Genomic DNA, 24663 nt, shown 5'->3' on the forward strand with positions numbered 1-24663 from the left:
CGTGGGCGTGTCCTACGACTTCGGCAGCGGCCTGGCACTGGGCGGCTGGATCCAGGGCGGCAACAACCAGAGCGCCTTCAACCTGGTGGCCTCGCCCGGCATCCCCACGGGCACCGCGCTCGGAACTGTCGGCGGCTCCACCTTCTCGCCGAATGTGACGCGCTTCATTCTCACGCTGACCAAGACGCTCTAGTCACAGAAGGCGTGGCCCCGGTGGTTGCGCCGTCCCTTTCATCTGTAGGAGAAACATCATGAAGCTGGTCACAGCCATCATCAAACCCTTCAAGCTCGACGAAGTGCGCGAAGCGCTGTCGGCGATCGGCGTGCAGGGGATCACGGTCACCGAGGTCAAGGGCTTCGGCCGCCAGAAGGGCCACACCGAGCTGTACCGCGGCGCGGAGTACGTGGTCGACTTCCTGCCCAAGGTCAAGATCGAAGCGGCCGTGGCCGACGAACTGGTCGAGCGCGTGATCGAAGCCGTCGAAGCCGCCGCACGCACCGGCAAGATCGGTGACGGGAAGATCTTCGTCTACGACCTGGAGCAGGTCGTGCGCATCCGCACCGGTGAAACGGGCCGCGAAGCTCTCTGACACGCAAGGCACGAAAGACAAACCGAAATGAAAAAATTCCTTGTATCACTCGCGCTCGGCCTGAGCGTGCTGGCGGCCGGCACATCCGGCTTTGCACAGACCGCAGCGGCACCTGCCGCTGCACCGGCTGCGACGGCGCCCGCTGCGCCCGCGGCCGCGGCGCCCGCCGCCGCACCGGCTGCGGCCCCCGCCGCAGCGGCTCCCGATGCCGCCGCTGCCACGGCTGCACCCGCCGCGGCGCCCGCGCCTTCGTTCAACAAGGGCGATACCGCCTGGATGATGGTCTCCACGCTGCTGGTCATCATGATGACGGTCCCCGGCCTCGCACTGTTCTACGGCGGCCTGGTCCGCAGCAAGAACATGCTGTCGGTGCTGATGCAGGTCATGGTCACCTTCTCGATGATCGTGGTCCTCTGGCTGATCTACGGCTACAGCCTGGCCTTCAGCGAGGGGAACGCCTTCATAGGGGGCTTCGACCGGCTCTTCATGAAGGGGATCTTCGACGCGTCCACCGGCGTGTTCGCACCCGGCGCGACCTTCAGCAAGGGTGTCTACATCCCCGAGCTGCTGTTCGCCGCGTTCCAGGCCACCTTCGCCGGCATCACCTGCTGCCTGATCGTCGGTGCCTTCGCCGAACGCGTGAAGTTCTCGGCCGTGCTGCTCTTCATGGCGATCTGGTTCACCTTCAGCTATGCGCCGATCGCGCACATGGTCTGGTTCTGGATGGGCCCGGACGCCTACGCCAGCAAGGAAGTCGTCGACGCGATGAACGACAAGGCCGGCCTGATCTGGCAATGGGGCGCGCTCGACTTCGCGGGCGGCACCGTGGTGCACATCAACGCGGCCGTTGCCGGTCTCGTGGGTGCCTTCCTGATCGGCAAGCGCATCGGCTACGGCAAGGAATCCTTCACGCCGCATTCGCTGACGCTGACCATGGTCGGTGCCTCGCTGCTGTGGGTGGGCTGGTTCGGCTTCAATGCGGGTTCCGCACTCGAAGCCGGCACCAGCGCCGTGCTGGCCTTTATGAACACCTTCTCGGCCACCGCAGCGGCGGTGCTCGCATGGTGCATCGGTGAAGCGCTGATGCGCGGCAAGGCCTCGATGCTGGGTGCCGCCTCGGGTGCCGTCGCCGGCCTCGTGGCGATCACGCCGGCAGCCGGCAACGTCGGCCTGATGGGCGCGATCGTCGTGGGCCTCGTCGCCGGCTTCGCCTGCCTCTGGGGCGTGCATGGCCTCAAGAAGCTGCTCGGCGCGGACGACTCGCTCGACGTGTTCGGCGTGCACGGTGTCGGCGGTATCGTCGGCGCGCTGCTGACCGGTGTCTTCAACACCCAATCGCTCGGCGGCCCCGGCCTCGTGGGCGACTGGGTCACGGCCAGCGTGATTTCCAACGGCATCGGCGCACAGGTCTGGATCCAGCTCAAGGCCGTGATGCTGACGATCGTGTGGTCGGGCGTCGTGTCCTTCATCGCCTACAAGATCGCTGACCTCACCATCGGCCTGCGTGTGAGCGAAGAGGAAGAGCGCGAAGGCCTCGACATCTCGTCGCACGGCGAGACCGCGTACAGCCGCTGATCTTCGACGGGCCGCCCCGTGCGGCCCGATCCGACAAAGAGTTTTCTGCGAGAGTCTCCTCTGGATGTTCGGCCCGCTCGTGCTTCGGCACCGGCGGGCCTTTTTTCGTCCGAAATGATTTCCCCTTTAAGCTGCGGCCATGTGGACCACCCTGAACGACAGCCTCAGCCAGCTCGGCGAATCACCGTTCTGGCATCCGGTCGAGCGCTCGCTCTACTGGCTCGACATCCCGGGGCGCGCAGTGCTGCGCACGCGCGGCGACATCCATGCGGCCCAGGTCGAGCGGTGGAGCCTGCCGACCGAGCCCGGCTGCATGGCACCGGCGCGCAGCGGCGGCCTCGTGATTGCACTGCGCGACGGCATCTACCGCGCGCGCGAATGGGCCGGCGCGCTGGAGCCGATGGCGAAGGTCGACCATGACGTGCGCACCATGCGCTTCAACGATGGCAAGTGCGATCCACAGGGCCGCTTCTGGGCAGGCAGCCTCAACGAGGCCAAGGACCGCCCCAACGCCGCGCTCTATTGCCTCGACGCGCGTGCGGGCCGCGCGCCGACGTTGACGCAGATGGCCAACGAGGCGACCACCGCCAACGGCCTGGCCTTCGCGCCGGACGAACCCACGCTCTACTGGGCCGATACCGCGGCACACGTCGTGCGCGCGTGGACCTGGGCAGCGCGACCCAACCGGCTGTCGAATCCGCGCGTGTTCCGACAGTTCGCCGACAAGCCCGCGGGCTGGACACCCGAATCGCTCGTCCGCTACGAAGGCCGCCCTGATGGCGCCACGGTCGATGCCGAAGGCCACTACTGGGTCGCGATGTTCGAGGGCGGACAGTTGCTGCGCTTCGCGCCATCGGGCGAGCAGGTGGCCGCATTGCCGACGCCTGTCCAGTGTCCGACGATGCCGTGCTTCGGCGGCGACGACCTGCGCACGTTGTTCGTCACGAGCGCGCGACGCGGGCGATCCGTTTCCGAACTCGAACAGCGGCCGGCGTCGGGTCATGTGCTGTCGATCCGTGTGGATACGCCTGGATTGCCCGTGGCCTTCTTCATGGAATGACTCACCCCCAGCCTCGCCCGGTTCGTGGGGCTGTGCTGGCTGTAGGATCGCCGGCATGGATCCAGCCATCAGCCAGATCACCGAGCGCATACGCGCCGCTGTCGCCGACACCACGATGCTGCGCATCCGTGGGGGCGGCACCAAGGACTTCTATGGCGAACCGCCGCAGGGTGAGCCGCTTTCCACTGCCGGGCTCACAGGCATCACCAGCTATGAACCGAGCGAACTGGTCGTGACGGCGCGAGCCGGCACGCCATTGGCCGAGCTCGAAGCCGTGCTGGCCGGGAAGGGACAGTGCCTGCCCTTCGAGCCGCCGCGTTTCGGTGAGGGCGGGACGGTCGGGGGCATGGTCGCCACCGGGCTGAGCGGACCTTCGCGGGCGAGCGTGGGGTCCGTGCGCGACTACGTGCTTGGCGCGACGCTGGTGAACGGGCGGGGCGAAGTGCTCACCTTCGGCGGGCAGGTCATGAAGAACGTCGCGGGGTATGACGTGTCGCGCGTGCTCGCTGGATCGCTGGGCGTGCTCGGGCTCATCGCCGAAGTGAGCCTCAAGGTGCTGCCGGTCGCGCCTGCCGAAGAGACGCTGGAGTTTGCCTGCAGCCAGGCCGATGCGCTGCGACTGCTCAACGAATGGGGCGGTCGTCCGCTGCCGCTGAATGCGAGTGTCTGGCGCGAGCGTGACGGTGCGGGCGTGCTATCGCTGCGCCTGCGTGGCGCGGTGGCTGCGGTCGAGGCAGCGTGCAGGCAGCTGGGCGGGGAGCGCCAGAGTGCTGACCGCACGGCAGCCGGCTGGCAGTCGCTGCGCGACCAGCAGCACCCGTGGTTCGGCGGTCGCGGATCGCGCGACCTGTGGCGCTTGTCGGTGCCGCAGACCGCACCGGTGCTGGATATCGATAGCGCGCCGATGATTGAATGGCATGGCGGGCAACGCTGGTACATGGCACCGCCCGACCAGCGTCCGCAACTCCGTGCGGCGGCGCGTGTGGTCGGCGGCCATGCGACGCTGTTCATGCCTTCGGACGTTCACGGCCACCGCGTGCTCGGACGCTTCGACAAGCTCAGCCCTGCCGTCGAGCGCATTCATCGCGCGCTGATGAAGGAGTTTGACCCCCATGCCGTCTTCCACCGCGGACGGCTCTACCCCGCGGACTGATCCCCACGCATGCAAACCGAACTCGCTCCCGAATTCCAGGGCACCGCCGACGGCCGAGAGGCCGAGGCGATCCTGCGCAAATGCGTGCACTGCGGCTTCTGCACCGCCACCTGTCCCACCTACCAGTTGCTCGGCGACGAACTCGACGGACCGCGCGGGCGCATCTACCTGATCAAGCAGGTGCTCGAAGGCAAGGCGCCGACGCGCAGCACGCAGCTGCACCTCGACCGCTGCCTCACCTGCCGCAACTGCGAGACCACCTGCCCGAGCGGCGTGCAGTACGGCCACCTGGTCGACATCGGCCGCAGGATCGTCGACGAGAAGGTGCCGCGCCCGACCCTCGAAAAGGCCGTGCGCTGGACACTGAAGGAAGCGCTCCCTTCACCGCTCTTCGCGCCCGCGATGAAGCTCGGCCAGTCGGTGCGCGGCCTGCTGCCCGCCAAGCTCAAGGCCAAGGTGCCGGCCCCGCAGCCAGCCGGTGTCTGGCCCACGCGCACCCACGCGCGCAAGGTGCTGATGCTCGCCGGCTGCGTGCAGCCGTCGATGGCGCCCAACATCAACAGCGCCACGGCGCGCGTGCTCGACGCGGCCGGCATCCAGGCGGTCGTCGCGCCCAGTGCGGGATGCTGTGGCGCGGTGAAGTTCCACCTCAACGACCACGAAGGCGGCAAGGCGCAGATGCGCGCCAACATCGATGCGTGGTGGCCGCAGGTCGAGCGCGAGGAGGTCGAGGCGATCGTGATGAATGCCTCGGGCTGCGGCGTCACGGTGCGCGAGTACGGTCACATGCTCAAGGACGATCCGGCCTACGCCGCCAAGGCGCAGCGCATCAGTGCGCTCACGCGTGACCTGAGCGAACTGCTGCCTGGGCTCGTGCCGGCGCTGAAGGGTCGCGTCACCGCGCCGGCCGGCGTGATCGCCTACCACCCGCCTTGCACGCTGCAGCATGGGCAGAAGCTGCGCGGCGGGGTGGAGGTGAACCTGCGCGCGCTGGGCTTCGACGTGCAGGTCGCGCAGAACGAATCGCATCTGTGCTGCGGGTCGGCCGGCACTTACTCGGTCTTGCAGCCCGAACTGGCCTATCCGCTGCGCGACCGCAAGCTCGGCCACCTGAACCAGCTCAGGCCGACGACCATCGTCTCGGCCAACATCGGCTGCATCACCCACCTGCAGAGCGGCAGCGAGACGCCGGTGCGGCACTGGGTCGAACTGCTGGACGAAGCATTGGCGTACACGCCGGCGGCCTGATCGCACACGGACTGGGGTTCTGGTCCGACTCCCCGAAAAGCGGTGCCGCACGAGCATGCGTGCATGTTCACTACGGGGAGTGCCTTCATGCACGCTTCAAAGCATTTCGTGTTTCGCGCGGCCGTTGTCGGTGCCTGCGCCCTTGCGCCCTGGCTGGCGCATGCGCAGACCGCCGTCGTGCCGGCTGTTGTTCCTGCCGTCGCGCCTGCGATGAAGAGCGACGGTTCGGCGACGTACCGGTGCGGCGGGATCGGCTCGGATGAATCCGTCGCCATGCGCGCCGAGATGAAGGACCACCCGCTGTCGCTGCTGTTCGCACGCGCGGGCGGCGCCTATCTGGCGGACGTCGCAGTGACGGTCAAGGATTCAGCCGGCGCCACTGCCCTGGTCATGAATGCGAACGGGCCTGTGTGCCTGGTGAACCTGCCGCCTGGCCGCTACACCGTCGAGGCTGCAAGCGATGGCGTCACCAAGACCCAGGTCGTCACGCTGGGCGGTGGATCGAAGACCGCAGACTTCAGATTTTGACCCACCCCCGTTGCTTGGTTTTGATCCACCCCCGTTGCTTGCTCACTTCGTGTAGCCGCCTCCCCCTCAAGGGGGCAACACCGGCGGCCCGGCGGAGCCGGTTCCGCGGTGTTTCACGAAGCCGGTGGGGGAGTTCTATGCGGCGAGGGCTGTCTCGATGTCGCGGGCAATCGACTCGGGTTTGTCGAGCGGGGCGTAGCGGCGGATGACCTGGCCGTCCTTGCCGATCAGGAACTTGGTGAAGTTCCATTTGATGGCCGTGCTGCCGAGGAATCCGGGCGCTTCCTTCACGAGCCACTTGTAGAGCGGCGCCGCGTTCGAGCCGTTCACGTCGATCTTCTCCATCATCGGGAAGCTGACGCCATAGTTCTCCACGCAGAAGGCGCCGATTTCCGCGTTGGTGCCGGGGTCCTGGTTGCCGAACTGGTTGGACGGGAAGCCGAGCACTGCGAGGCCCTTGGCCGAATACTTCTCGTACAGCGCCTCGAGCCCTTCGAACTGCGGCGTAAAGCCGCACTTGCTGGCGGTGTTGACGATCAGCAGCACCTTGCCCTTGAACTTGGAAAGGCGCACCGCCTTGCCATTGATCTGGCGGGCTTCGAAGTCGTAGACGCTGGTCATGGCCTGTCTTTCTGAAGGGGATGGCGCCGATCATCGTCGCCGGCCGGCGATCGCGCAAACGCCGACCACACGGCGGCCAGCACGATCAATGCACCGCCGATCCAGATGCGCGCATCCATCGTCGCCGCGCCCAACGCCACCGATGAGCTGCTGGCGAACAGCACCTCCGACAGCATGATCACCGAGGTCGCGCTCGCCGCGAGACGCGCTGCGCCGTATTGCAGGCAGACGTTGGCAAAGACGAAGGCAACGCCCAGCAGCAAGGCCCAGCCCCACCATCCCGGTACGGCCAACGGGGGCGAGGGGATGGCGCCGAGCGCAGTCCCCGCGAGCGCCGTCGCGCCGGCCACCAGCGCGCAGCCGCCGAACATCGCCAGCGCGCGCGATTCGCCCGGCGCACTGCGCAGGCGGCGGAGCAGGATGTTGGTCACCGCGAAGCTGAATCCGGCCGCGACGCCGAGCCAGTCCGGCAGGCTCGACGGGATCGGCCAGTCGGTCTCCGGCGTCTTGAGCACGACCGCGACGCCGACGAGTGCGAGCGCCACGCGCGCCAGCGCCGAGGCCGTCGGCCGCTCGCCCAGGAAGACCCACGCCAGCAGCACGCTCCACAAAGGCATCAGGTAGAACAGCAGCACCACGCGCACGACGTCGCCCTGCGTCACCGCCCAGTTGAAGCCGACGTTGGTGAAGCCCGCCGCCAGGCCCAGCAGCACGAGACCGGGGTGCCGGGCGAAGACGTGCCACATGCTGCGGCGCAACAGCACCATCGCCAGCGCGATCGCGGCGTAGATCACGCAGGTCGCCCACACCGGGTGAACGCCGTGGCTCTCGATCTGACGGAAGGGAAACCAGGAGACGCCCCAGACGAAGGCGTTGAAGATCAGCGCAATGGCGGGCAAGACGGGATCAATGGTGCTTGTCGCTGCGCGCGATGGCGAGCAGGTGCTCGACCTCTTCGGGGTACTTGCGAAGGTTGTTCTGGTGCCAGCGCTTGATGAGCCACATGAAGCCGGCCACCACGACACCGAAGGCGGTGATAGCCGCATAGGCCGACATGCCCAGGCCGGTGCAGGCGCTGTAGAACGCGCCGAGGATCAGGATGCAGGACTGCTCGTTGAAGTTCTGCACCGCGATCGACCGGCCCGCGCCCATCAGGTTGTGGCCGCGGTGCTGGAGCAGCGCGTTCATCGGCACCACGAGGAAGCCGCCGAGCCCGCCCAGCAGGATCAGGAAGGGCACGGCCAGCCAGATGTTGCCGATGAAGTTCATGCCGATCACCAGCACGCCCATGCCGATGCCCAGCGGGATCACCCGCGTCGCCATGTCGAGCCGCATGCGAACCGAGGCGACGATCGCGCCGACCGCGGTGCCGATGGCGACCACGCCGGTCAGCGACGAGGCCTGCGCCGTGTTGTAGCCCAGCGCCAGCGAGGCCCAGGCCAGCACGATGTACTTGAGGTTGCCGCCCGCGCCCCAGAACAGGGTGGTCGTCGCCAGCGAGATCTGCCCGAGCTTGTCGCGCCACAGCCGCGAATTGCAGTGCCAGAAGTCAGGCAGCAGCGCGGCCATGTTGCGGACGAAGCTGTGCTGCGGATTCGCGCGCAGCGGCCGCATCTCCACGCCGGTGCCGGGAATGCGCGTGTTGAACCAGGCGGCCAGGATGTAGACCAGGATCAGTGCCGCGATGGCCGCTTCGGGCGGCGTGTCGATGCCGGTGTCGATGCCCGGGATGTCGAGCGCCAGCAGGTGGCTCGACAGCGCATGGCCCACCAGCTGGCCGCCGAGCACGATGCCGAGAATGATCGAGGCGATGGTCAGGCCCTCGATCCAGCCGTTGGCCTTGACCAGCTGCGATGCGGGCAACAGTTCGGTCAGGATGCCGTACTTGGCCGGCGAGTACGCCGCCGCGCCCAGGCCCACGATGGCGTAGGCAAACAGCGGGTGCGAGCCGAACAGCATCATCACGCAGCCCATCACCTTGATCGCGTTGCTGATGAACATGACCTTGCCTTTGGGCAAGGCGTCGGCAAAGGCGCCGACCAGCGGTGCGAGCGCGACATAGAAGATGGTGAAGATCGGGACCAGCGCAGCGCGCTGCCATTCAGGTGCGCCGTTGGTTCGCATCAGTTCCACGGCAGCAACGAAAAGCGCATTGTCGGCCAGTGACGAAAAGAACTGGGCCGACATGATCGTGTAGAAACCGCGCTTCATCGATGGGCTGGCTGGCCAGAAAGTGAGACTGCTGGCGATAGTGGACGAGGGGCCGCTTAAGTGCCGGCTGCGCGGTTATAGCATGGGGGTGCGATGTCAAAATGCCATGACGCGGGCGCCACGCCGTGCGCGTCATTTGTGTGAGTGTTTCCTGCTTTCCCCGGGGTTTTTTTACCGTGCCGCGTCCGATCCTCGCCACTGTCCATCTTGCTGCACTGCGGCATAACCTCGACCGCGCGCGCCGCGCCGCCCTCGACTCCCGGGTATGGGCGGTCGTCAAGGCGAATGCCTACGGCCACGGCATCGAGCGCGTGTTCGACGCCTTCCGCGCCGCCGACGGCTTTGCGCTGCTGGACCTGGACGAGGCCGCGCGCGTGCGGGACCTCGGCTGGCGCGGCCCCGTGCTGCTGCTCGAAGGCGTGTTCGACGCGCGCGACCTGGAGCTGTGTTCGCGTCTCGACCTCTGGCATACCGTGCACTGCGACGAGCAGATCGACATGCTGGCGGCCCACAAGACGCAGGCGCCGCAGCGCGTCTTCCTCAAGATGAATTCGGGAATGAACCGCCTGGGCTTCGCGCCCGAGCGCTTCCGGTCGGCATGGACGCGACTGAATGCGCTGCCGCAGGTCGACGAGATCACGCTGATGACGCACTTCAGCGACTCGGACGGCCCGCGCGGCATCGCGCACCAGATCGACGTCTTCGAGCGCACCACGCAGGATCTGCCGGGCGAGCGGTCGGTCGCCAACAGCGCAGCCACTTTGCGCCACGCGGCGAGCACGCGCGCGGACTGGGTCCGTCCCGGCATCCTGCTGTACGGCAGTGCACCCGACTACCCCGAGCACGACGCCGCGCACTGGCAGCTTCAGCCAGGCATGACGCTGTCCACGCGGTTGATCGGCGTGCAGACCCTGAAGGCGGGCGACACCATCGGCTACGGATCGAGATTCACGGCCGAAGGCCCGTTGCGCGTCGGCGTTGCCGCGGTCGGCTATGGCGACGGCTACCCGCGCCATTGCACCACCGGCACGCCCGTGCTCGTGAACGGCGTGCGCACGCGCACGCTGGGGCGCGTGAGCATGGACATGGTCACGGTCGACCTCACGCCGGTTCCGGACGCGGGCTTCGGCAGCGAGGTCACGCTGTGGGGCCGTGCGTCCAGCGGCGCGCTGCTGTCCATCGACGAAGTGGCGCAATCGGCCGGCACCGTCGGCTACGAGCTCATGTGCGCCGTGGCGATGCGGGTGCCGTCCGCGGTCGACTGAAGGCCGGCGTTTGAAGATTCTTTCGGACTGGCGCTCCGTGCGCCTGTGGGAAACGCAGGTCGAACGCGACCTGCACCGCACTTACAACCTGCGCACGCACGGCCTGCTGATCGGCACCTTCACCCTGCTGTTGATGTGGCTGGTGTCGCACCTGCAGATGCACCTGGGCGTCGAGTCGCTGGCCACGCGCTACTTCATCACACTGGGCGTGGGCTATCTCGCCTACCTGGCGGTCTTGCGCTGGTGGGCGGGACGCCTGGTGCAGCACAACGCCCGGTTCAATCCCGACCTGCCAGACCCCGGGGTCGTCGATTGGCCGTCCGCGCATGGCGGAGGCGCGGACGTGGGCTCGGCCAGCGGCATCTCCGACGTCGCCAGCGGCGCGCTCGACGTCGTCGCGGGCGCCGACGAGGGCGCGGTCATCGTGGTGCCGGTGCTCGCCATCTTCCTGATCTGCCTCGCGATCGTGCTCGGCGCCGGTGCGCTGGTGCTGCTCTATTTCGGCTGGGATGCGCTGCTGGCGGTCGCCATCGAGGTCGCCTTCTCGTATGTGTCGGCACGCGTCGCGGTGCGCGTGGCGCGCGAAGGCTGGCTGGCCGTCGCGGTGCGGCTGACGTGGAAGCCGCTGCTGGGGGCCTTGCTGTGCGCGGTGGTGCTCGGCGCGGTCATCGACCGCTTCATGCCCCAGGTGCACTCGCTGCCCGGGGCCGTGCGGGTCGTCCTGAAGCGCTGAAGCGCCCGGATCAGTCCGAATCAGTACAGGCCCAGTTGCCTCGCCCGCAGGCGCGCGAGCCCTAGGAGCGCATCGGTGAACGGCGTCTGCACGCCCGCCCGCTGACCGAGTTCGCGCACCGCCGATACCAGCGCATCGAGCTCAACCGCACGCCCGGCTTCCACGTCCTGCAGCATCGAGGTCTTGAACGCACCGAGCTTGCGCGTGACGGCGTGCCGGTCCTCGGGGCTCTCGGCGATCGGCACGCCGATGCGCGCGCCGATCTCCTTCGCCTCCAGCATGATCGTGGAGATGAAGCCGCGCACCAGGTCGTCGTTGAGGATGACGTCGGTGGTCGCGCCGGTCAACGCGCTGATGGGGTTGACCGTCATGTTGCCCCAGAGCTTGTACCAGACGTCCTTCTGGATCTGGGGCGAGAGCTTCGTGTCGATGCCCGCGCGCGCCAGCAGGTCGCGCAGCGCTTGCGCGCGCGGCGTCGCTTCACCCGAGGGCTCGCCGATGATCAGGCCGTTGCCGAAGTGATGCCGCACGACGCCCGGCGCATCGAGCGAGCAGCTCGCATGCACCACGCAGCCGATCACGTGCTTCGCCGGAATGGCCGCGTCGATCTTGCCGCCCGGGTCGATGGCCTCCAGCTGCGCGCCGGCCAGGTCGCCGCCGAAGCCGCCTTGCAGAAACCACCACGGCACGCCGTTCATGGCCGTGAGCACGATCGTCTCGGGGCCGAGCAGCGGGGCGATCTGCTGCGCCACGGCCGGCAGCGCCGGCGCCTTGACCGCGACCACCACCAGCTGCTGCACACCCAGCGCCTTCGGGTCGCTGCTCGCGTGGACAGGCACGGACACGCGCGTGTCGCCGCTCACCAGCGTGAGGCCGTCGCGCTTGAGTGCGTCGAGCGTCGCGCCACGCGCGACCACGTCGAGCTCGCAGCCCGCCTGCGCGAGCTTCACCCCGATCCAGCCGCCGATCGCGCCGGCGCCGTAGATGCAAACCTTCATAGTTCAGTTCAGCTTTTGTAAGAGTCGTCGATTCTGTCGACTTGTCGCACAAGCGCGTCGAAGACGTCCTGGCCCGCACCATGGTTCGGGTTGAATTGCAGCGCGTCGCGCGTGCACCTCCGCGCGATGTCCTCGGACACGGGAATCGCCGCGCCCATCGAGAAAGTCGCCATCTGGATCTCGCAGGCGCGTTGCAGCGTCCACAGAATCGCAAACGTCTGCGGCAGCGTCTGGCCCCAGGCCAGCAGGCCGTGGTTGCGCAGGATTACCGCCTTGCGGTCGCCGATGCTCTTCAGCAGGCGCGGACCTTCATCGGCATGGATCGTGATGCCCTCGAAGTCGTGGTACGCCACCATGTCGTGCAACTGCGCCGTATAGAAATTGGTCTGCTGCAGCCCACCCTGCAGGCAGGCGACAGCCACTCCGGCCGTCGTGTGCGTGTGCATCACGCAATGCGCACCGGGCAAGCTGTCGTGAATCGCCGCATGCACCGTGAACCCAGCCGGGTTGACCGGCCAGGTCGAGCCGTCGAGCACCTTGCCCTGCAGGTCGATCTTCACCAGGTTGCTGGCCGTGACCTCGCTGTAGTGCAGGCCGAAGGGATTGATGAGGAACTGCTTCTCGCCGCCCGTCACGCTGTCGGGCAGCCGCACCGTGATGTGGTTGTAGATCATCTCGGTCCAGCCCAGCATCGCGAACACCCGATAGCAGGCCGCCAGCTGCAGCCGCGCCGCGCGCTCGTCCGGATGAAGGGAGGGATGGACCAACGCCGAAGACGGCGTGGCGGCAAGTGTGTTCATGTCAGCTCCTTAAATTCCAAACCCCATCCCATCCCAGCGCGACTGCCATCCCAGAAATACCGCGGATCCGGCTTCGCCGGGCCGCAGGTATTGCCCCCTGCAAGGGGGTGGGCGGCTACGCGAAGCGAGCAAGCCTGGGGGTTTACTAAGCCTCTGCCGTGAAGCCGATCTTCTTGACGATCGGCGCCCACATGGCGGTGTCCTTCTTCAGCAGGTCGGCCAGTTCCGTGGGCGTCGACCACATCGGCTCCAGTCCGAAGCCGTGCAATCCATCGATCACTTCCTTGCTGGCCAGCGCGGTCTTCATCGCGGCGTTCAGGCGGTTCACGGTTTCCGGCGCGGCCTTGGCCGGCAGGAAGAAGGCGAACCATTCGCTGAATGCCATGTCCTTGAGCCCCTGTTCGCCGAAGGTCGGCACGTCGGGCGCGAAAGCGCTGCGCTTGGTGCCCGAGACGCCCAGGATGCGCACCTTGCCCGTCGGCAGATGCTGCGTGATGTCGCCGATCGGGCCCGAGACGGCCGAGATGTTGCCGCCGAGCAGGTCCAGCATCGCCGGCTGCGTGCCGCGGTAGGCCGCATGCTTGAGATCGACGTTGGCGTTCTTGCCGAGCAGGGCGCCGATGAAGTGCGGCGTGGAGCCCGCGGCGGGCGAACCGAAGTTGCCGCCGGCGGGATTGGCCTTCACCCATTCCAGGAATTCGGGCACCGTCTTCACGCTCGCCGGCACGCCCGGGCCGACCGCGAAGCCGAAGTCGAAGATGCAGGCCAGCGACACCGGCGACAGGTCGGCGACCGGGTCGTACGGCAGCTTCTTGTAGATGTGCGGGTAGATCGTGAGGATCGAGGTCGGCGTCTGCAGGATGGTCGCGCCGTCGGCCGGCTGGCTCTTCACGTAGGTGACGGCGATCTGGCCGCCCGCGCCGGTGCGGTTCTCGACCACCACCGACCTGGCGTAGTCCGGCGCGAGCTTGGTCGCGAGGCGCCGGCAGGTGGTGTCCGATGTACCGCCGGCCGCGAAGCCCGTGATGATGCGCGCGGTCTCGAACGACGCTTGCGCGAAGGCCTGCTGGCCGATGCTTGCGAGCAGGGCGGAGGCGCCGGTGGTTTGCAGCAGGCTGCGGCGGGTGAAGTTCATGCGGATGTCTCCAAGGGTGGTGCTTCAGGACTCGTCGCGCAGCCAGGTGACTGCGCCGGAGTGGGTCACGGCGCCCTGGTGGCCCGGGCGCACGGTGAGCGCATATTTTTCCAGCAAGCCGCCATGCCGGACCCCCGCGTTTACCTCACGTTTCGCCAGTCGCGCAGCGATTTCCTCATCGGTCAATTCCACCGCAATGCTGCGGGATTCCGCCCGCGCATCGATCGCGATCACGTCGCCATCCACCAGCGCCGCGATCGGGCCGCCATCGGCCGCCTCGGGGCCCGCGTAGCCGATGCACAGCCCGCGCGTCGCGCCCGAGAAGCGCCCGTCGGTCAGCAGCGCTACCTTGTCGCCCATGCCCTGGCCGTAGAGCAGCGCGGTGATGCCGAGCATTTCGCGCATGCCGGGGCTGCCCTTGGGGCCCTCGTTGCGGATCACGATCACGTCGCCCGGCTCGTAGCGGCGGTTCTGCACCGCCGTCTGGGCCTCTTCCTCGGAGTCGAAGACGCGCGCGGGGCCGCGGTGCACCAGCGTCCTCAGCCCTGCGGTCTTGAGCAGCGCGCCGTCTGGGCACAGGTTGCCCTTGAGCACGGCCAGTCCGCCGTCGCGCGAGATCGGGTCGCCGGCCTTGCGCACCACGCGGCCGTCGGGCTCGGCCGCGTCGGCCACTTCCTCGGCCAGCGTGCGGCCGGTGAAGGTCATCGCGTCGCCATGCAGGTGGCCTTGTTCCAGCAGCGTGCGCAGGATCACGCCGGCGCCGCCGATGTAGAACACGTCGCGCGCAAGGTACTTGCCGCCAGGCCGCAGGTCGGCGATCAGCGGCGTGCGCGCGAACACCTCGGCGACGTCGTCGAGGTGGAACTTGATGCCCGCCTCGTGCGCGATGGCCGGCAGGTGCAGCGCGGCGTTGGTCGAGCCGCCCGTGGCCGACACCACGGCGCAGGCGTTCTCGAGCGCCTTGCGCGTCACGATGTCGCGGGGCAGGGGGCTTTCGCCCATCACGGCGCGCATGAGCGACTTCGCGGCGCGGCGCATCAGCGGTGCACGCTCGCTGAAGACGGCCGGCACCATGCTGGAGCCGATCGGCGCCAGGCCGAGCGCCTCGGACACCATGCCCATGGTGTTGGCGGTGAACTGCCCCGCGCAGGCGCCTGCCGTGGGCAGGCAGGCGCGGCTCATCGCTTCAAGCTCGTCGGCGGTGGCGTCGCCGGCCAGCACCTTGCCGATGGTCTCGTAGGTGTCGACGACGTTGAGGTCGCGGCCATCGGGCCCGGGCATCTGGCCCGGCAAGGCGGAGCCGCCATGCACGAACACGCTCGGCACGTTGCAGCGCACCATGCCCATCATCAGGCCCGGCAGGTTCTTGTCGCACGCGCCGATGGCGAAGATGCCGTCCCACTGGTGGCCGCGCGTCGAAGCCTCCACGCTGTCGGCGATCAGCTCGCGCGAGATCAGCGAGAAGCGCATGCCCGAGTGCGCCATGGTGAGGCCGTCGCTCACCGACACCACCGGACACTCGTGCGGCGTGCCGCCGCCTGCGTAGATGCCGGTCTTGGCATGCTGGGCCTGGTCGCGCAGGTTCAGGTTGCAGGGGCTCATCTCGCCGCCGGTGTGGAACACGCCGATGTGCGGACGCGCGATGTCCTCGTCGTCCTGCCCCAGCGCGTGCAGGAAGCTGCGCGTGGTCGCACGGATCACGCCGTCGCGGATGGTGGCGGAGCGGAAGGGCTTGCCGCTCTTGTTCGCTGGGTCGGTCATCGCGTCAGTAGGTGCTGCTGGCCGCCGCTGCCTTCGCGCCGTCCTTGAAGCGGGCGGCCAGCGCGCTGGTGGTGCGCACCAGCAGGTTGGTGTCGAGACCGACCGCGACGAAGAGCGCGCCGAGGTCGAGGTACTTGCGGGCCAGCGCCTCGTCGGGCGTCAGGATGCCCGCGGCCTTGCCCGCGCGGTTGATGCGCACGAAGGCATCTTCGATCGCGGCCTGCACTTCGGGGTGGCCCGGGTTGCCGATATGCCCCATCGATGCCGACAGGTCGGCCGGCCCGATGAAGACGCCGTCGATGCCCTCGGTGGCTGCGATGGCGTCCAGGTTGGAGAGCGCCTCGCGCGTCTCGGCCTGCACCAGCAGGCAGACCCGGTCATTCGCTTCCTTCGGATAGGCGGGATAGCGGCCCCAGCCCGAGGCGCGTGCACCGCCCATGCCGCGGATGCCGTCGGGCGGATAGCGCATCGCGCGCACGAGCGCCGTGGCCTGCTCGGGCGTGTCGACCATCGGCACCAGCAGCGTCTGGATGCCGAGGTCGAGGTACTGCTTGATCAGCGCCATGCCTGCGTCGCCATGACCGAGCGGCACGCGCGCGATCGCGTTCACGCCCGGGTAGGCGGCGATCGCCTGCGCCTGCTGCAGGATGCTCTGCAAGCCGTTGGGGGAGTGCTCGCCGTCGATCAGCAGCCAGTCGAAGCCGGCGCCGGCGCAGATCTCCGCGCTGTACGAATCGGCAAGGCCGAGCCAGAGGCCGATTTGAGCGCGCCGGGCGGCGAGTGCCTGCTTGAAGGGATTCGCGGGTGTTTGCATGGGGTGTCTTTCAGTCGGCGCCGGGCCGCCCCAAGGCGACTGCGGCCCCCTCGGGGGGCAGCGCAGCACACGAATTGGCAAGCGTGGGGGCCATGGTTTCAGATGAAGCGGAAGGCGATGGAACCGAGCGGACCGTAGTCGGCGTGGAAGGTGTCGCCCGGCACGGCCGTGGTCGGCCGCGTGAAAGAGCCGCCGAGCACCACCTCGCCGGCCTCCAGGCATTCGTCCCACGGCGCGAGCTTGTTGGCGAGCCAGGCCACGCCGGTGGCGGGATGGTTGAGCACGGCGGCGGCGACGCCTGATTCCTCGATGACGCCGTTCTTGTAGAGCAGGGCGCTGACCCAGCGCAGATCCAGCGCATCGGGCTTCACGGGCCGGCCGCCGGTCACGATGCCGGCATTGGCCGCGTTGTCGGCGATGGTGTCGAACACCTTGCGCATCGCCTTGGTGTGGCGGTCGAACTGCTCGATGCGCGCGTCGATGATCTCGATCGCCGGCACCACGTAGTCGGTGGCCGCCAGCACGTCGAAGATCGTCACGTTCGGCCCTTTCAAGCGCTTGCCGAGTACGAAGGCCAGTTCGACCTCGACGCGCGGCGCGATGAAGCGCTCGAAGGGAATGTCGCCGCCCTGCGCGAAGAACATGTCGTCGAGCAGCGTGCCGTAGTCCGGCTCGGTGATCTGGCTGGCCTGCTGCATCGCCCGTGAGGTGAGGCCGATCTTGTGCCCCTTGACCACGCGGCCCTCGGCGAGCTTGGTCTTGACCCACTCGCGCGAGATCGCATAGCCGTCCTCGACGGTCATCTCGGGATGGCGCTTGGAGAAATGCTCCACCTGCACGCGCGACTTCTCGCTTTCGTGAAGTTCGGCGGCGAGCTGCTGGATGACCTTGGGCGCGAGCATGAGGGGTGGGCCTGTTCCTATTTGTTGAAGAGCGGGTGCAGGTTGCTGAGCTTTCCGTCGTAGACCTGGCCGGGGCTTTCGTCGATCTGCAGCGTGAGGCCGATGTGGCGCCGCGCGAAGACCGGCTCGAAGTGCCGCCTGGCCTGTTCGAGCAATGCGTCGCCGATGCGCTTCTTCACCGCCTCGGACCGCCCCGCCGCCATCCGCACGTTGAGGTAGACGAAGGCGTAGTCCGCCTTGCCGTCGGCGACCGCATAGTGCGCGGCCGGATAGGCGAGCACGCGCGTGCCGCCTGTGGGATAGACCTGCTTGTCGTCCTCGTCGCGCTGTTCGAGCATGGTGTCGGCCAGCGTGCGGCACAGCGCCGAGATGTCGGTCTCTGGCTCCAGGTTCGGCGTGTAGAGGATCACGAGATGGGGCATGGTGGGCGCTCCTCAGGCAGTGGTGGCATCCGCAGGCAAGGGCGTGACCGGGAAGATCGCATTGATCTGCCCCGTGCCCGAGCTGCCGAAATAGGGCGTGACAATCTCGGCTGGCGCTTCGTAGCGGTCCCAGCCCAGCAGGCCGAGCAGCATCGCGGTGTCGTGCATGTCGCCTTCGCCCCAGCACTTGTCGGCGTACATCGGCAGCATGCCGATGAAGGTCTTCCAGTCGCCGGCCTTCCAGAGCTCGACCACGCGATGATCGACCTGTTCGAGGAAAGGGTCGTACACCTTGTGCATGAATTCCGGCGCGCGACCGTTGTCGGCGAAGTGGTGCGAGAGCGAGCCGCTGGCGAACACGGCCACCGTGCCGTCGTAGCGCTCCTCGATCGCGCGGCGCACCGCCAGCCCGAAGCGGCCCGACTCGCGCAGGTCGTGCCAGTCGCACCAGCCGCTGATGCTGATCACCTTGTAGTGCCGGTCGGCGTTCATGTAGCGCATCGGCACCAGCGTGCCGTACTCCAGGTCGAGCGTGGTGTCGCTGTGCGCGCGGCTCTTCACGCCCATCTCGTTGGCCATGTCACCGATCAGATGGCCGAGTTGCGGATTGCCCGGGTAGGCATATGGCATGTTCTTGATGAAGTGCGGCAACTCGTTGCTGGTGTAGATGCCTTCGAACTTCGGGCCGCAGTTGATGTGGTATTCGCTGTTGACCTGCCAGTGCACATCGAAGACCACGATGGTGTCGACGCCGAGCGCACGGCAGCGCCGGTCGATTTCCTTGTGGCCATTGATCGCGGCGTCGCGGCACCCGAAGTTCGGGCCGGGGAACTCCGACAGGTACATCGACGGCACATGCGTGATCTTGGCTGCGAGTGCGAGCTTGCCCATCTCAGGTTCCCCAATGCGGAATGTGATGCGAGCCCAATGAGACAGCCACGTTCTTCGGCTCGCAGAAGACCTCGTAGCTCCAGGTGCCGCCCTCGCGCCCCGTGCCCGAAGCCTTGGTGCCGCCGAAGGGCTGGCGCAGGTCGCGCACGTTCTGGCTGTTGACGAAGCACATGCCGGCTTCGACAGCGGCGGCCACGCGATGCGCGCGGCCGATGTTTTCGGTCCACACATAGCTCGACAGGCCGTAGGGGATGTCGTTGGCGAGGCGGATGGCATCGGCCTCGTCCTTGAACGGAATCAGGCAGGCCACCGGGCCGAAGATCTCGTCCTGCGCGATCTTCATGCGGTTGTCGACGTCGGCGAAGACGGTCGGCAGCACGTAGTTGCCCCTCTTCACGCGATCGGGCAACTCGGGCGCGCCGAGGCCACCGCACAGCAGGGTCGCGCCTTCCCTCGGGCCGAGCTCGATGTAGCTGCGTACCTTGGCGAGATGGGCCTGCGAAATCATCGGGCCGACGATGGTCTTTTCATCGAGCGGATCGCCCACGCTGATGCGCTTGGCGCGTTCCGCGAACTTCGCGACGAAGTCGGCATAGATCGATTGCTGCACCAGGATGCGCGACCCTGCGGTGCAGCGCTCGCCGTTGTTGCTGAAGATCATGAACACCGCTGCGTCGAGCGCGCGGTCCAGGTCGGCGTCGTCGAAGATCACGAACGGGCTCTTGCCGCCAAGTTCCATGCTGAACTTCTTGAGGCCCGCGCTCTTGACGATGCGATTGCCGGTGGCCGTCGACCCGGTGAACGAAATCGCCCGCACGTCTGGATGCGCCACCAGCGGCTCGCCGGCTTCCTTGCCGTAGCCGTGCACGAGGTTCAGCACGCCGGGCGGGATGCCGGCTTCGAGCGCCAGTTCTCCCAGTCGCGCAGCAGTGAGCGGCGAAAGCTCGCTCATCTTGAGCACCGCCGTGTTGCCGAAGGCGAGGCAGGGTGCGACCTTCCACGTCGCCGTCATGAAAGGCACGTTCCACGGCGAGATCAGCGCGCAGACGCCCACAGGGTGAAACAGTGTGTAGTTGAGGTGCGTTGGCGTCGGATAGGTGTGCCCGTCCACGCGGGTGCACATCTCCGCGAAGTAGTAGAAGTTGTCGGCCGCGCGCGGCACCAGTTGCTTGCCGGTCTGCGCGATGACCTGGCCGCAGTCGTTGGTCTCGGTCTGCGCGATCTCCGGCACGTTCTTCGCGATCAGGTCGCCGAGCTTGCGGATCAGCTTTGCACGCTCGGGTGCCGGCAGGCCGGCCCACTTCGGAAAGGCATCCTTCGCGGCCGCGACTGCGGCATTGACTTCGGCCTCGCCGCCTGAGGCGACTTCGGCCAGCACTTCCTGCGTGGCGGGGTTGACGGTCTGGAAGTAGTCGCGGCCGGCGACGGACTTGCCGTTGATGAGGTGGTCGATCTGCATTGGATGTCTCGTCCCTTGTTGGATGCGCTCAGGCTGCGGCTACCGTGTTGATCAGCGCGCCAATGCGCTCGATCTCCGTCACGATGACATCGCCGGGTCGACAGTCCACCACGCCATCGGGCGTGCCGGTCAGGATCAGGTCGCCGGGCGACAGCGTCATGAAGGCGCTGAAATATTCGATCAGGAAGGGCGCGTCGAAGATCATGTCCTTCGTGTTGCCCGATTGCGTGACCTTGCCGTTGACGGTGGTCTGCAGTGCCAGCGACATCGGGTCGGGCACGTCCTTCGCGTCGACCAGCCAGGGGCCGATCGGCGTGCAGGTGTCGCGGTTCTTCACGCGCAGGTTCGGGCGGTACCAGTTCTCGAGGTAGTCGCGGATGGCGTAGTCGTTGGCGACGGTGTAGCCGCCGATGAAGTCGTAGGCATCGTCGCGCCGCACCTTGCGTGCCGTCTTGCCGACGACGATCGCGAGCTCGCATTCGTAGTGCATGAACTGCACGTCCGACGGACGGTAGGTGAGCTGTCGATGGCCGGTGAGCGTGCTCTCGCCCTTGATGAACACCAGCGGTTCCTCCGGCGCCTTGAATTCCAGCTCCTTGGCGTGGTCGGCGTAGTTCAGGCCGAGGGCGAGGATCGTTCGCGGGCGCGCGACCGGTGCCAGCGGAGGCAGCCACATCACGGCATCGGCCGCCAGCCGTCGACCATCGGCCAGCCGCAGGCCGCCGTTGTCCTCCACGGCGTCATGCACCGCGCCTTCGAACAGGATGCGCGCGTGCTTCATGCTTGTTCCTTCACCAGCGTGTTGACCAGGGTCTCGAAGCCCGGCCCGCTGATCTCGATGCGGTCGCCGCCTTGTGCCAGCGGGCGGCCCGCGTCGCAGCCGAGCATCAGCACCTCGCCGTGCGAGAGCGTCATGAACTCGCCGACATCCGCCAGCAGTTGCGAGGCGCTGCGCACCATCTGCGAAAAATCGACCGACTGCTTCAGCTCGCCGTTGATGCGCACTTCGAGCTTGAACTCCGCCGGATCGGCGACCTCCTGCGCATCGCGCATCGCCGGGCCGATGCCCAGGAAGCCGTCGACGCACTTGAACTTGACCGGCGGCCGGAAAAAGCTGGCATGCGGGATCGACAGGTCGTTCATGAGCACGAAGCCTTCGACGTCGTTGTCTGCGCCGATCACCATCGCGACGGTGGCGCCGACCTCGACCGCATCGACCTTCGCCGGTACCGTGATCGCGCTGCCGTGCGGGCTCCACGTGTTGGCTGTCTTGACGTAGAGCACGGGGGCTTTCGGCGGGGCCTTGTAGGGTGGCTGGTCCATCTGCGGCGTCAGTGCCTCGACCTCCGCGCGGAAGTTCAGCAGCACGCCGTAGACGGTGCCCGTCGGCAGATAGCTCATGGTTGTTCCAGTGCGATGAGTTCGTCGAGCAGCTCATAGAGTTGGGCGAGCTTCTCCTTGCCCATCGCCTCTTCCATCCAGGCGTAGTGCGCCTCGATGGTGGTGGACAGCGTCTTCACGAGGTTGCGGCCGTGGGCGGTGGCTTCGACCACCGTGCGGCGCTGGTCCTCGGGGTCGCGGCTGCGCGTGATGAGTTCGTCGCGCTCCATCCGGGCAAGAACACCCGTCAGGCTCGGGCCGAGGATGTAGGCCTCGCGCGCCACGCGGCCGGTTTCGACCGCGCCGTGCTCACCAAGCACGCGCAGCACGCGCCACTGCTGGTCGGACAGTGCATGCTCGCGCAGGCTGGGCCGCGTATGGCCCATCACGGCCTCGCGGGCCTGCAGCAGCAGGCGAGGCAGGTTGCGATGGGTGAAGGGCGTGCTCATGGGGCCTCGATTTATTTAACATGTTAAATGATCGATGAAAAGGCAATCCCCGGGTTAACCCTCTGGGGCGCTGCCGACCCAAAAAGTGTTTCTCATTCTTGACAAATTGACCTGTTTGTACAGAATGAGAAACGCATATGCCAACCCCCGGCCCTGAACTCACCAACCAATCCGCTGCAGCGCTGGCCGCCATCGCGTCTGCCGTGCGCGCGCGCCGCAAGGATCTGGGCGTCAGCGCGGTCACCACGGCCGAGACTGCCGGCATCTCCCGCGTCACACTGCACCGCATCGAAAAGGGTGAGCCCGCAGTCACCATGGGGGCCTACCTGAGGGTGATGTCGGCGCTGGGCCTTCATCTCGAAGCCGGGCTGCCGCAGGCGGCAACCGAAACGCCTCGCCCTGGCTGGCTTCCCGCGCGCATCCGGATCGCGGACTATCCCTGGCTCAAGCAGCTCGCCTGGCAGATCCACGGCCCGCAGGAGCTGACGCCGCGCGAAGCCCTGGGCATCTACGAGCGCAACTGGCGCCATGTCGACCCAGAAACGCTTTCGGCAGCCGAGAAGGATCTGGTCGAAGCGCTGCGGCTTGCACTGGGAGGCGATGCCGTTGTTTGAGCGTCCGCACCACCGCCGCATCGCGCGGGTACTGCGGGCACTCGACGGGCCGAGGCTGCGCCAATGGGGTTGCCTGTTCGGCGGCGGCACCGCCATTGCACTGCGCTTCGACGAGTACCGCGAATCGCTTGACATCGATTTCCTCGTTTCGGATCTGGCTGCATACCGTGAACTGAGACAGACCCTCACCGCCGTCAACGGCTGGAAGACCATCCAGCGCAGCGGCGCCGAAGAGATACAGGCCGGCGATTGGCGGGCCGACCAGTACGGCATCCGCACGCGACTGCAATTCGATGAGCAGCCCATCAAGTTCGAGATCGTCTTCGAGGCGCGCATCGCTCTGGAGCCGCCCGGCAAGGCCGACGAGCTGTGCGGCATCGCCACTCTGACGCCGCTGGACATGGCCGCGAGCAAGCTGCTCGCCAACTCCGACCGGTGGGCCGACGACGGTGTGTTCAGCCGGGACCTGATCGACCTCGCGATGATGAAGCCTGCCTTGCCGCTGCTGCGCTCGGCGGTGGACAAGGCCGAGGGCGCCTACGGCGACTCCATCCGCCGCGATCTGCAGCGCGCCATCGACCGCATGGGCCAGCGCACAGGATGGCTGGAGCGCTGCATGCAGGTCATGGGCATGACCGATGCGCCAGTGCAGGTGTGGCAACGTGTCCGGGCGTTGAAACGGGTCCTTGCCTAAATCGGCGCCTTGCCCTTGACCGCCCACGCAAGCGCCGCGTACGAGCGCGGGCCGTCCGCATCGCCGTCGAGGTACGCCGACTCCACCGCTTCGCGGAGCCGCGCACGTTCCTCCGGGCCGAGCGTGGCGAGGTATTCCGCGGCCGGCCCCTCCTTGCCCTCGAAGGGCGTCCAGTAATCCGTGAATGAAGCGAACTCCATGCGGATCGAAAGCGTCGTCTCCTCCACGCCCTTGAAGCCCGCGTCCCGCCAAGCCTTGGCCAGTTCGCCAGGCCGCGTCATCGGCCGCGTGTAGTTGCGGGCACGGCGCACCCGCGCTTCCGGGTCGAGTGCGGCGGCTGTGTCGTAGAACATGCGGTTGGACACGAAGCCGCCCCGCGCGTCCCACACGGTCGCGCCGACCACGCCTCCGGGCTTCGCAACCCGCCGCATCTCCGCAATGGCCTTGCCCGGCTCCGGAACGAAGTGCAGCACGAGCAGCGAGAGCACGCGGTCGAAGCTCCGGTCGGGAAAAGGCAGCGCGCAGGCGTCGGCCACATCGAAGACGATGCGCGGATCCTGGTTGTGGCGCCGGGCATGCGCGATGTAGGGTTCGGCGAGGTCCACGCCGCGCACCTCGCCAGCGCCGGTGCGGCGGGTCACCGCGAAGGCCAGGTGGCCCGTGCCGCACCCGACATCAAGCACCTTTTCGCCGTCGGCGGTGCCGACGAAGTCCAGGAAGGGCAGGGCGAGCTGGCGGCTCCAGCGCCCCATCGTCCGTTCATAGCCGTCGCCGTCGGCGGCGACGAAGGTCGAGGAAGTGGTGGTCATCGAATGTCCCTTCCTGCAGATGCGCATCGGATCGACGGCGCGTGCGAGATGCTATGGCGCCGCGCCTTTCAAGGTCAACGCCCGAAGATGCCGGAGATCATCATCACCAGCCCCACGATGCTGGCCGCCCAGATCGCCGTGCGCAAATAAGCGATGCCGGCGCAGTAGACCGGGATGTACAGCACGCGTGCCCAGAAGAAGATCTCCGCCCCTGTGGCGATCTTCGGACTGGTGGAACCCGAGGCGTGGGCGACCAGCGCGATCGCGGCAAAGAGGACGAAGTTCTCGAGCGTGTTGCGGGCCGTTCGCTCGGCGCGTCCGGCCAAGGGCGTAGCCACGGGCAGGTTGTCGCGGTTTCCCAGCGCCATCATGGTCCCGGGGACCGTCCAGCCGCGGACCCGTACCAGGCTCGCGACCAGCAGAGTGAGCCACGTGAGAATGGCCATGTAGATCACGAGCATCAGCGTGGTGGTCATAGCGAGGTCTCCTTCTCCTGTTGGTGCTGCCCGTGTGCAGGCGCGCGACATTGTGCGCCGGGCTGGCCGGCGTGC

At 67.4% G+C, this 24663-nt stretch carries 27 protein-coding genes and 1 pseudogene; 11 read left to right on the forward strand and 17 right to left on the reverse strand.

Translation table 11 applies throughout. The features are described 5' to 3' along the window. From ACSFBL_RS30505 to ACSFBL_RS30535, 7 genes and pseudogenes are all read left to right on the forward strand, one after another. A pseudogene (locus ACSFBL_RS30505) lies at positions 1-193 on the forward strand (TorF family putative porin); the annotation flags it as partial. 58 nt (positions 194-251) lie between these two features. After that, positions 252-590, forward strand: coding sequence for a P-II family nitrogen regulator (gene glnK / locus ACSFBL_RS30510; protein WP_028249673.1), 339 nt, complete (start codon positions 252-254; stop codon positions 588-590). A 27-nt stretch (positions 591-617) separates the two neighbouring features. Then, the gene (locus tag ACSFBL_RS30515; protein WP_435519563.1) at positions 618-2165 is read left to right on the forward strand and encodes an ammonium transporter; all 1548 of its coding nucleotides are present in this window, start codon (positions 618-620) and stop codon (positions 2163-2165) included. Positions 2166-2304: 139 nt separating this feature from the next. Then, entirely contained in the window at positions 2305-3225 is a 921-nt protein-coding gene (locus ACSFBL_RS30520) for an SMP-30/gluconolactonase/LRE family protein (protein WP_435519564.1), read from the forward strand. A gap of 55 nt (positions 3226-3280) precedes the next feature. Next, positions 3281-4378 (forward strand): glycolate oxidase subunit GlcE, encoded by a 1098-nt coding sequence (glcE, locus tag ACSFBL_RS30525; RefSeq protein ID WP_435519565.1) that lies wholly within the window; start codon positions 3281-3283, stop codon positions 4376-4378. Positions 4379-4387: 9 nt separating this feature from the next. After that, positions 4388-5626: a glycolate oxidase subunit GlcF gene (glcF, locus tag ACSFBL_RS30530; protein WP_435519566.1), complete on the forward strand. Its 1239-nt coding sequence runs from the start codon at positions 4388-4390 to the stop codon at positions 5624-5626. 87 nt (positions 5627-5713) lie between these two features. Next, on the forward strand, positions 5714-6154 hold the full coding sequence (locus ACSFBL_RS30535) for a carboxypeptidase regulatory-like domain-containing protein (RefSeq protein WP_435519567.1): 441 nt from the start codon (positions 5714-5716) through the stop codon (positions 6152-6154). A gap of 135 nt (positions 6155-6289) precedes the next feature. Here ACSFBL_RS30535 and ACSFBL_RS30540 read toward each other — a convergent pair whose 3' ends face one another. Genes ACSFBL_RS30540 through lplT form a run of 3 tightly spaced genes read right to left on the reverse strand, consistent with a single transcriptional unit; the run spans position 6290 to position 8986 of the window. Next, a complete protein-coding gene (locus ACSFBL_RS30540; RefSeq protein ID WP_435519568.1) occupies positions 6290-6775 on the reverse strand; it encodes a glutathione peroxidase in 486 nt (161 codons plus the stop codon). Further along, on the reverse strand, positions 6772-7674 hold the full coding sequence (locus ACSFBL_RS30545) for a DMT family transporter (protein WP_435519569.1): 903 nt from the start codon (positions 7672-7674) through the stop codon (positions 6772-6774). The genes ACSFBL_RS30540 and ACSFBL_RS30545 overlap by 4 nt, the downstream gene beginning before the upstream one ends. A 7-nt stretch (positions 7675-7681) precedes the next feature. Then, the gene (gene lplT / locus ACSFBL_RS30550; RefSeq protein WP_435519570.1) at positions 7682-8986 is read right to left on the reverse strand and encodes a lysophospholipid transporter LplT; all 1305 of its coding nucleotides are present in this window, start codon (positions 8984-8986) and stop codon (positions 7682-7684) included. Between the two features lie 176 nt (positions 8987-9162). On the opposite strand from lplT, the gene alr reads away from it, so the two are divergent. Both alr and ACSFBL_RS30560 read left to right on the forward strand, forming a co-directional pair. After that, positions 9163-10251 (forward strand): alanine racemase, encoded by a 1089-nt coding sequence (gene alr / locus ACSFBL_RS30555; protein WP_435519571.1) that lies wholly within the window; start codon positions 9163-9165, stop codon positions 10249-10251. 10 nt (positions 10252-10261) lie between these two features. Next, positions 10262-10984, forward strand: coding sequence for a hypothetical protein (locus tag ACSFBL_RS30560; RefSeq protein ID WP_435519572.1), 723 nt, complete (start codon positions 10262-10264; stop codon positions 10982-10984). A 20-nt stretch (positions 10985-11004) separates the two neighbouring features. On the opposite strand, the gene ACSFBL_RS30565 is transcribed toward ACSFBL_RS30560, so the two are convergent. The 12 genes from ACSFBL_RS30565 to hpaR all read right to left on the reverse strand — a co-directional run bounded on the left by ACSFBL_RS30565 (position 11005) and on the right by hpaR (position 21995). Continuing rightward, positions 11005-11982: a 2-dehydropantoate 2-reductase gene (locus ACSFBL_RS30565; RefSeq protein ID WP_435519573.1), complete on the reverse strand. Its 978-nt coding sequence runs from the start codon at positions 11980-11982 to the stop codon at positions 11005-11007. A gap of 8 nt (positions 11983-11990) precedes the next feature. Beyond that, positions 11991-12782 carry a class II aldolase/adducin family protein gene (locus ACSFBL_RS30570; RefSeq protein WP_435519574.1) on the reverse strand — a complete coding sequence of 264 codons (792 nt, stop codon included), beginning with the start codon at positions 12780-12782 and terminating at the stop codon, positions 11991-11993. A gap of 145 nt (positions 12783-12927) precedes the next feature. Further along, positions 12928-13917 carry a Bug family tripartite tricarboxylate transporter substrate binding protein gene (locus tag ACSFBL_RS30575; protein ID WP_435519575.1) on the reverse strand — a complete coding sequence of 330 codons (990 nt, stop codon included), beginning with the start codon at positions 13915-13917 and terminating at the stop codon, positions 12928-12930. A gap of 24 nt (positions 13918-13941) precedes the next feature. Next, positions 13942-15678 carry a dihydroxy-acid dehydratase gene (ilvD, locus tag ACSFBL_RS30580; protein WP_435519576.1) on the reverse strand — a complete coding sequence of 579 codons (1737 nt, stop codon included), beginning with the start codon at positions 15676-15678 and terminating at the stop codon, positions 13942-13944. Positions 15679-15682: 4 nt separating this feature from the next. Then, positions 15683-16492, reverse strand: a complete 810-nt coding sequence (locus ACSFBL_RS30585; protein WP_435519577.1) for an aldolase/citrate lyase family protein — start codon at positions 16490-16492, stop codon at positions 15683-15685. A 98-nt stretch (positions 16493-16590) separates the two neighbouring features. Next, positions 16591-17394, reverse strand: coding sequence for a 2-oxo-hept-4-ene-1,7-dioate hydratase (hpaH, locus tag ACSFBL_RS30590; RefSeq protein WP_435519578.1), 804 nt, complete (start codon positions 17392-17394; stop codon positions 16591-16593). Positions 17395-17411: 17 nt separating this feature from the next. Further along, on the reverse strand, positions 17412-17816 hold the full coding sequence (locus tag ACSFBL_RS30595) for a 5-carboxymethyl-2-hydroxymuconate Delta-isomerase (RefSeq protein WP_435519579.1): 405 nt from the start codon (positions 17814-17816) through the stop codon (positions 17412-17414). A 12-nt stretch (positions 17817-17828) separates the two neighbouring features. After that, entirely contained in the window at positions 17829-18707 is an 879-nt protein-coding gene (gene hpaD, locus ACSFBL_RS30600; RefSeq protein ID WP_435519580.1) for a 3,4-dihydroxyphenylacetate 2,3-dioxygenase, read from the reverse strand. 1 nt (position 18708) lies between these two features. Beyond that, positions 18709-20166, reverse strand: coding sequence for a 5-carboxymethyl-2-hydroxymuconate semialdehyde dehydrogenase (gene hpaE / locus ACSFBL_RS30605; RefSeq protein WP_435519581.1), 1458 nt, complete (start codon positions 20164-20166; stop codon positions 18709-18711). Positions 20167-20194: 28 nt separating this feature from the next. Beyond that, positions 20195-20947 carry a fumarylacetoacetate hydrolase family protein gene (locus tag ACSFBL_RS30610; RefSeq protein WP_435519582.1) on the reverse strand — a complete coding sequence of 251 codons (753 nt, stop codon included), beginning with the start codon at positions 20945-20947 and terminating at the stop codon, positions 20195-20197. Continuing rightward, the gene (locus ACSFBL_RS30615) at positions 20944-21567 is read right to left on the reverse strand and encodes a fumarylacetoacetate hydrolase family protein (protein ID WP_435519583.1); all 624 of its coding nucleotides are present in this window, start codon (positions 21565-21567) and stop codon (positions 20944-20946) included. Before ACSFBL_RS30615 ends, ACSFBL_RS30610 begins: the two co-directional genes overlap by 4 nt. Then, positions 21564-21995 (reverse strand): homoprotocatechuate degradation operon regulator HpaR, encoded by a 432-nt coding sequence (gene hpaR, locus ACSFBL_RS30620; RefSeq protein ID WP_435519584.1) that lies wholly within the window; start codon positions 21993-21995, stop codon positions 21564-21566. Before hpaR ends, ACSFBL_RS30615 begins: the two co-directional genes overlap by 4 nt. A gap of 137 nt (positions 21996-22132) precedes the next feature. On the opposite strand from hpaR, the gene ACSFBL_RS30625 reads away from it, so the two are divergent. Both ACSFBL_RS30625 and ACSFBL_RS30630 read left to right on the forward strand, forming a co-directional pair. Further along, positions 22133-22609: a helix-turn-helix domain-containing protein gene (locus ACSFBL_RS30625; protein ID WP_435519585.1), complete on the forward strand. Its 477-nt coding sequence runs from the start codon at positions 22133-22135 to the stop codon at positions 22607-22609. Then, a complete protein-coding gene (locus ACSFBL_RS30630; protein ID WP_435519586.1) occupies positions 22596-23303 on the forward strand; it encodes a nucleotidyl transferase AbiEii/AbiGii toxin family protein in 708 nt (235 codons plus the stop codon). The genes ACSFBL_RS30625 and ACSFBL_RS30630 overlap by 14 nt, the downstream gene beginning before the upstream one ends. On the opposite strand, the gene ACSFBL_RS30635 is transcribed toward ACSFBL_RS30630, so the two are convergent. Then, positions 23300-24112, reverse strand: a complete 813-nt coding sequence (locus ACSFBL_RS30635) for a class I SAM-dependent methyltransferase (RefSeq protein ID WP_435519587.1) — start codon at positions 24110-24112, stop codon at positions 23300-23302. The genes ACSFBL_RS30630 and ACSFBL_RS30635 overlap by 4 nt on opposite strands. A 74-nt stretch (positions 24113-24186) precedes the next feature. Further along, positions 24187-24588 carry an MAPEG family protein gene (locus ACSFBL_RS30640; protein WP_435519588.1) on the reverse strand — a complete coding sequence of 134 codons (402 nt, stop codon included), beginning with the start codon at positions 24586-24588 and terminating at the stop codon, positions 24187-24189. Positions 24589-24663: the final 75 nt, after the last annotated feature.

Origin of the sequence: Variovorax glacialis, from assembly GCF_051216375.1 — a bacterium.
In the GTDB taxonomy this organism is placed as follows: domain Bacteria; phylum Pseudomonadota; class Gammaproteobacteria; order Burkholderiales; family Burkholderiaceae_C; genus Variovorax.

Coding starts and splice junctions, on each gene's coding strand:
- hpaH (WP_435519578.1), bottom strand. CDS start 17,394: ATGCTCGCGCCCAAGGTCATCCAGCAGCTCGCCGCCGAACTTCACGAA.
- ACSFBL_RS30625 (WP_435519585.1), top strand. CDS start 22,133: ATGCCAACCCCCGGCCCTGAACTCACCAACCAATCCGCTGCAGCGCTG.
- hpaD (WP_435519580.1), bottom strand. CDS start 18,707: ATGGGCAAGCTCGCACTCGCAGCCAAGATCACGCATGTGCCGTCGATG.
- ACSFBL_RS30520 (WP_435519564.1), top strand. CDS start 2,305: ATGTGGACCACCCTGAACGACAGCCTCAGCCAGCTCGGCGAATCACCG.
- ACSFBL_RS30535 (WP_435519567.1), top strand. CDS start 5,714: ATGCACGCTTCAAAGCATTTCGTGTTTCGCGCGGCCGTTGTCGGTGCC.
- ACSFBL_RS30585 (WP_435519577.1), bottom strand. CDS start 16,492: ATGCAAACACCCGCGAATCCCTTCAAGCAGGCACTCGCCGCCCGGCGC.
- lplT (WP_435519570.1), bottom strand. CDS start 8,986: ATGAAGCGCGGTTTCTACACGATCATGTCGGCCCAGTTCTTTTCGTCA.
- hpaE (WP_435519581.1), bottom strand. CDS start 20,166: ATGCAGATCGACCACCTCATCAACGGCAAGTCCGTCGCCGGCCGCGAC.
- glcF (WP_435519566.1), top strand. CDS start 4,388: ATGCAAACCGAACTCGCTCCCGAATTCCAGGGCACCGCCGACGGCCGA.
- ACSFBL_RS30635 (WP_435519587.1), bottom strand. CDS start 24,112: ATGACCACCACTTCCTCGACCTTCGTCGCCGCCGACGGCGACGGCTAT.
- ACSFBL_RS30640 (WP_435519588.1), bottom strand. CDS start 24,588: ATGACCACCACGCTGATGCTCGTGATCTACATGGCCATTCTCACGTGG.
- ACSFBL_RS30615 (WP_435519583.1), bottom strand. CDS start 21,567: ATGAGCTATCTGCCGACGGGCACCGTCTACGGCGTGCTGCTGAACTTC.
- ACSFBL_RS30540 (WP_435519568.1), bottom strand. CDS start 6,775: ATGACCAGCGTCTACGACTTCGAAGCCCGCCAGATCAATGGCAAGGCG.
- ACSFBL_RS30630 (WP_435519586.1), top strand. CDS start 22,596: ATGCCGTTGTTTGAGCGTCCGCACCACCGCCGCATCGCGCGGGTACTG.
- ACSFBL_RS30570 (WP_435519574.1), bottom strand. CDS start 12,782: ATGAACACACTTGCCGCCACGCCGTCTTCGGCGTTGGTCCATCCCTCC.
- ACSFBL_RS30595 (WP_435519579.1), bottom strand. CDS start 17,816: ATGCCCCATCTCGTGATCCTCTACACGCCGAACCTGGAGCCAGAGACC.
- ACSFBL_RS30565 (WP_435519573.1), bottom strand. CDS start 11,982: ATGAAGGTTTGCATCTACGGCGCCGGCGCGATCGGCGGCTGGATCGGG.
- hpaR (WP_435519584.1), bottom strand. CDS start 21,995: ATGAGCACGCCCTTCACCCATCGCAACCTGCCTCGCCTGCTGCTGCAG.
- glcE (WP_435519565.1), top strand. CDS start 3,281: ATGGATCCAGCCATCAGCCAGATCACCGAGCGCATACGCGCCGCTGTC.
- ACSFBL_RS30515 (WP_435519563.1), top strand. CDS start 618: ATGAAAAAATTCCTTGTATCACTCGCGCTCGGCCTGAGCGTGCTGGCG.
- ACSFBL_RS30610 (WP_435519582.1), bottom strand. CDS start 20,947: ATGAAGCACGCGCGCATCCTGTTCGAAGGCGCGGTGCATGACGCCGTG.
- glnK (WP_028249673.1), top strand. CDS start 252: ATGAAGCTGGTCACAGCCATCATCAAACCCTTCAAGCTCGACGAAGTG.
- ilvD (WP_435519576.1), bottom strand. CDS start 15,678: ATGACCGACCCAGCGAACAAGAGCGGCAAGCCCTTCCGCTCCGCCACC.
- ACSFBL_RS30575 (WP_435519575.1), bottom strand. CDS start 13,917: ATGAACTTCACCCGCCGCAGCCTGCTGCAAACCACCGGCGCCTCCGCC.